The following is a 5,112-nucleotide window of genomic DNA, read 5'->3' on the forward strand; positions in this document are numbered from 1 at the left end:
GCGGGAGTAGCTCAGTTGGTAGAGCGCAACCTTGCCAAGGTTGAGGTCGAGAGTTCGAGACTCTTCTCCCGCTCCAGATAGTAAAAAAGGACCTTCGGGTCCTTTTTTTACGCCTGTAGCTTTGATCTCATCACGCCTAAGGCCCGGCAGATACCTGCCGGACCTGCATCGTCTAACTACAGCGTCTCGAGCCGCGCCCCCCAGCTCGCGCAGCATCGCTTGCTGAGCCGTGCCCCGGCATTGCCGTTTTCCCTGTCCAGCTGCGCCATGCGGCTAAACACGATGGAGCGTTGTCGTTTTTGTTGTCGTTTTTGCGCCCAGCCCACATACCAGCCTATTGATGTTGCGCATCGCGGCTGCCATCGGCCAGGGCGGCGCTGGCGGCGCCGGCCTTGCCATGGATGAGCCAGCCATTTGCCAGGCTTTCCGATGCCAAGATGCGCATCGTCATGTCATGGGCATGCTGCGTCACGGGCAAGCTCCGGTTCACTATCGGTGGCGCCGCCAGGCACAGCCAGCACTGGCCAATCCCAGGCGCAAGGCTGGCCGCTCGCAGTCACTCACGGCGTGTTGCTGTCTTGCGGCCAGTCATGCAGCAATTGTTCCAGCTGCGCCAGTTCCGCCTTGTCGACCAGCTTGCTGCCAGTAAACATATTCACTGGCAGCGGTGTATCCATTTCCATTACGCGCTGGCCAAAATCACGGGCAAACGCGGCCAGGGTGTCGACCTTGTCCAGCACGGCCTCATACACTTGCACGCCATGCAGTACCGACATGCGTACCGAACCCTTGTCCAGCATGCGTTCCAGCGTCTTGCGCGTCGATGAATACGACCAGCCCAGTTCCTCGACGGCCTGCTCGTGAATTTCGCGCGCGCTCAGCGGCTGCTGGCGCCACAGCGCTTTCAGCAAGCTCAGTTCGGAGACGGAGGGGATGGCGTGTTCCTGTTGCTTCATGACTGCGTCTTTCTGTAGGTGTGTGACTAATGTCACGATTGTGCTACGTCGGTCGTTAGCGCGTCAAGAAATGGGGGGATTAAACAGATGCAGCCATAAAAAATGGCTCTGTCCTCATTAAATAGGGGAACCTGCCTGCAAAGCTGAGGTCTGACTGATCAGACCAGCCAAACAGGGAGATGGCCATGCAACAGGTTCAATGGCAGGCGTTCATCATGCAGTTCGCCATGCTGTCCCGGCGCCAACGCCTGGACAGCGTAGTAATGTTGAGCGGTATGCCGCCCGAGCGAGCGGCTGTCGCGCTGATCGAACGCACGGCTCAGGCGCGGCTATGTTGCCCGGCTTGCCACGCACGGCATGTGCACCGGCATGGCCGCGCCAACGATCTGCAGCGTTATCGCTGCGTGCCTTGCGGCAAAACATTCAATGCGCTGACGGGCATGCCCCTGGCCCATCTACGCCATAAATCTCTGTGGCTGGACTACGCGAATTGCTTGCTGAATTCCGATTCGGTACGCAAGGCCGCACAACAGCTGGGCATCCACCGCAATACCAGCTTTCGCTGGCGCCACCGTTTTTTATCGCTGGCAAAAACCGACCGCCCGCGCTGCCTGCATGGCATCACCGAGGCCGACGAGCTGTATCTGCTGGAATCAGAAAAAGGGGCCCGGCATTTGCGGCGTCCGGCACGCCGGCGTGGTGGTCACGCCCGCCAACGCGGCATTTCCAGCGAACAGGTTTGCATCCTGGTAGCTCGCGACCGCACCGGGCAAACCATCGATTTCGTCACCGGCAAGGGGCAACTGACGAAGAAGCAACTCTTGCATTGCTTGCCGCCCGTGATCGACCGCGACATTCTACTGGTGACCGATGGTCATGCGGCGTATGCCGCCTTTGCCCGGGAAACGGGCATCAGCCATCAAGCCGTCAACTTGCGTGCTGGCGTCCGCGTGCGCGGCGCGGCCCACGTGCAAAACGTCAATGCGTATCACAGCCGCTTGCGCGGATGGTTGTCCATTTTCCACGGCGTGGCGACACGTTACCTACCCAACTACCTGGGCTGGCGCTGGATACTCGATGCCAGGCGCATCCTGTCTGCTGAAACATTATTGAAGGCAACCTTGGGAGAGTTCCCACATCTGACGGTGACATAGCCTAAAAAATGGGCTGGCGTGGGCTTGCGCCGCACACCAGCCCACAGGCTGTCCTTACTTGGAAACCGGCTGAGAGCCTATCCCAGTAGATGAATACACCCCCCCCCCCCGCAGGCGCCCCTCAGAAGCGAGGGCTGTGTTGTTCGTCGTCGCATGGCTAGCCATGCGTCCTCCTCACGCCTTGCCCGCGCTCCCGATGAGCTGCCCGCAGAAGACGCTCCCTACTGGGGTAGGCTCTTAGAACGCCAGCGAGCTCTGGAAGTACAGGGTGCGTGGCTGGCCCACGTATTTGCCGCCGTTGTTATCGGTCGAGCGCGTGAAGTAGCGGCGGTCCAGCACGTTCTTGATGCCGACGGCCAGTTTCAGGTTGCTGAACTGCTTGCCGAAGTCATAGCCACCGCGCACGGCCAGGGTGCCGTAGCCAGGAATGTTGCCCAGGCGGCCCGTGGCGTCTTCCTTGGTCACGTACGTCGCGCCGGCAACTGGCGAATCAGGCGAGCGCTGTTTCGAGTTGGCAAACACGTCGGCGTTGAAAGTCCAGCGGTCGATCACGTAGCGGGCACCCAGGGAGCCCACCTGGCGCGAGTAAAACGGCAAGTCCATGCCCTGGAAGGCGCCTGCCTGCGACAAGGCCTGGGTGTAGGTGAAGTTGGCCGATACCGACAAGCCCTTCAGCGCCGGAGTCAAGTCGCTCAGGTCGTAGCGGACGGCCGATTCCAGGCCACGGTGGCGGGTGGCGCCCAGGTCGGTCCACATGCCCTCGCCGACGATGGAGCGGGCCAGTTGCAACTCCTTGTCGAAGTCGATATTGAACAGCGTGACTTCGCCGCCCCAGGCCGTGCCATTGATGTGCGTGCCGATTTCATAGGTGGTCGCCATTTCCGGGTGCAAGCCATCGGTGGTCGATGCCAGTTGCGCGTATTGCTGCGGACCGAACGACTTGCCCGCATTGGCAAATACCGTCCAGCGGTCGCTGAGGCGGTACAGCACCGACAGGGTCGGCAGGGTTTCGCGCGAATCGATGCTTGGATACAGGGCGCTGGTCACTTTGCCGCTCGCGAAGTTCGTCACATTGTTGAAGGTGCTGATATCTTCCACGCGCACGCCTGGGGTGATGGTCCAGTTACCGATGCTGATGCGGTTATCGATGTAGACCGCATGCGCAGTGGTGCCACCCTGGCTGGTCTGGTACGTCACCATCGGGATGCCGAAGGCGTCGAAACCGGCCGCTGGCTTGTAGTAGCCGGTGCGGCCTGCCACTTCCGAGCTGCTTTCCTTCAAGTAACGGTAGCCGATGCTGATTTCCTGGCTGACCGGGCCCGTTTCAAACAGGCGCGAGTAGCGCGGCTCGATGCCGAAATAATGGTAGCTGCGCGGTGCGGTCGTCAAACGGCGCTGGCCGTTGCTGGTCCCGCTGCCTTCCTGTTCGATGAAGCTGCCACGGAAGGAATCGACGTAGTAGGCCAGCACTTCGGCATTGTTGACGCCGTCATTGTGGGCATACTTGAGCGAGGTATCCGTGCGGCGTCCCGTGAATTGATCGTAAGGGCGATTCGACTGGAATGGGTCTTTTGCGTATTGCGCCGTCGTCAGGCCGCCAGGCATGTCGCCCTGGCCTTCGAAGTGGTGCACGGCACCGTACAGCGTGTCGTTGGGCGAGATGCGGTAAGACGCTTTCAGCATCAGGTCGTCGATGCTGATCTTGTCGTTAGCGGCGCGGTAGCCGTCGCCGTGCACGCCCGAATACAAAATCATGCCACCCAGGCCCTGCTCATTGGTGCCGCCCAGATAGAAGCTTGGCGTGCCCTTGACGTCGCTGCCATGGCTATACAATTCCGAACCGAGGCTGATGCCGGCCTTGAAATCCTTGGGAATCGCGCGCGTGACGAAGTTGATGATGCCGCCCACGTTTTGCGGGCCATAACGCACGGAACCTGCGCCGCGCACCACGTCGACCGATTCCAGGTTGTCCAGCGCCAGGGGCGCCAGCGACAGCTGTGGCTGGCCATACGGGGCATACGACATCGGTACGCCATCCATCAGCACGGTGGAGCGGGGCGACAGGCGCGCCGTCAAGCCACGCACGCCCACGTTCAGCGAGACATCGCTGCCGCCCGTGCCATTGCTTTCCTGCACTTGCACGCCAGGAATCTGGCGCAGCACGTCGCGCACGTTGGTCGAACCGCTTTCCTCGATGCGCTGGCGCACCACGATGCTGCGCGCACCCGGATGCTCCAACACCTTGGCATTGCTCGGCGTACTGAGCCAGTTGCCCGTCACTTTGACCGTATGTGGTGCTGTTGCATCTGCTGGCGTGTCGGTGCTTTGCGCCGCTGCGCTGCTGTCGTCGGCTTGCTGCGCCTGCGCCGCGCCGGACAGGGTCAGCATGGCGACCGCGACGGCGGCGGCACATGTGCTTAAATACAAAGCGGTGACGGGCTTGCGACTATTGAAACGTGCCATCTGCAAAATTTCTTTCTCGCCCTAGGGGCGCCAACGTTGTCCAGTCAGGCATGGCATGGGGCCGAGCAGGCAATCATGCCCATGGCGACTGAAAAAGAAATGCCTGCAAACAACGATGTTTTGCAGGCATGATGTATATGTCATTGAAAGTGTAAATGATAATCACCCTCATTATCAAGTAAGTGATTACCGTAAAGAAAGAAACTGTCTCTTATGCACAAATTATCCATTTCACAAGCATTGCGGGAAAATAAGTTCGCGAGGCACTTGCCAAGTAGGGGGAACGAGGCGATAATAGCGCCCTGATCTGATATTGCGAAAGCAAAAAACTCTTTGCTAATCAATAGCTTAGAAGTAAATCAGAGCAAAAGGCATAACTTGGGCGAGGTAGCAAAGAGGTTATGCAGCGGCCTGCAAAGCCGTTTAGACGGGTTCGATTCCCGTCCTCGCCTCCAGTTTTACACTCCAAGCGGGAGTAGCTCAGTTGGTAGAGCGCAACCTTGCCAAGGTTGAGGTCGAGAGTTCGAGACTCTTCTCCC

4 protein-coding genes and 2 tRNA genes are annotated in these 5,112 nt (G+C 59.6%); 3 read left to right on the forward strand and 3 right to left on the reverse strand.

Translation table 11 applies throughout. From position 1 onward, the window contains the following. Positions 1 to 76 (forward strand) — tRNA-Gly (locus tag ACL9RI_RS27530). Positions 77 to 334: 258 nt separating this feature from the next. Here ACL9RI_RS27530 and ACL9RI_RS27535 read toward each other — a convergent pair. Both ACL9RI_RS27535 and ACL9RI_RS27540 read right to left on the reverse strand, forming a co-directional pair. Further along, positions 335 to 472 (reverse strand): hypothetical protein, encoded by a 138-nt coding sequence (locus tag ACL9RI_RS27535; protein ID WP_422729633.1) that lies wholly within the window; start codon positions 470 to 472, stop codon positions 335 to 337. Positions 473 to 560: 88 nt separating this feature from the next. Further along, positions 561 to 956 (reverse strand): BlaI/MecI/CopY family transcriptional regulator, encoded by a 396-nt coding sequence (locus tag ACL9RI_RS27540; RefSeq protein ID WP_422729634.1) that lies wholly within the window; start codon positions 954 to 956, stop codon positions 561 to 563. Positions 957 to 1,141: 185 nt separating this feature from the next. Here ACL9RI_RS27540 and ACL9RI_RS27545 point away from each other — a divergent pair, with 185 nt between their 5' ends. Continuing rightward, positions 1,142 to 2,110, forward strand: coding sequence for an IS1595 family transposase (locus ACL9RI_RS27545; protein ID WP_422729635.1), 969 nt, complete (start codon positions 1,142 to 1,144; stop codon positions 2,108 to 2,110). Positions 2,111 to 2,347: 237 nt separating this feature from the next. On the opposite strand, the gene ACL9RI_RS27550 is transcribed toward ACL9RI_RS27545, so the two are convergent. Beyond that, on the reverse strand, positions 2,348 to 4,573 hold the full coding sequence (locus ACL9RI_RS27550) for a TonB-dependent receptor family protein (RefSeq protein ID WP_422729636.1): 2,226 nt from the start codon (positions 4,571 to 4,573) through the stop codon (positions 2,348 to 2,350). 381 nt (positions 4,574 to 4,954) lie between these two features. On the opposite strand from ACL9RI_RS27550, the gene ACL9RI_RS27555 reads away from it, so the two are divergent. Continuing rightward, a tRNA-Cys gene (locus ACL9RI_RS27555) sits at positions 4,955 to 5,028 on the forward strand. The last annotated feature ends 84 nt before the right edge of the window (positions 5,029 to 5,112 follow it).

The sequence above is a fragment of the Janthinobacterium sp. Mn2066 genome, from assembly GCF_049319705.1.
Classification (GTDB): Bacteria; Pseudomonadota; Gammaproteobacteria; order Burkholderiales; family Burkholderiaceae_D; genus Janthinobacterium.

Coding starts and splice junctions, on each gene's coding strand:
- ACL9RI_RS27545 (WP_422729635.1), top strand. CDS start 1,142: ATGCAACAGGTTCAATGGCAGGCGTTCATCATGCAGTTCGCCATGCTG.
- ACL9RI_RS27550 (WP_422729636.1), bottom strand. CDS start 4,573: ATGGCACGTTTCAATAGTCGCAAGCCCGTCACCGCTTTGTATTTAAGC.
- ACL9RI_RS27540 (WP_422729634.1), bottom strand. CDS start 956: ATGAAGCAACAGGAACACGCCATCCCCTCCGTCTCCGAACTGAGCTTG.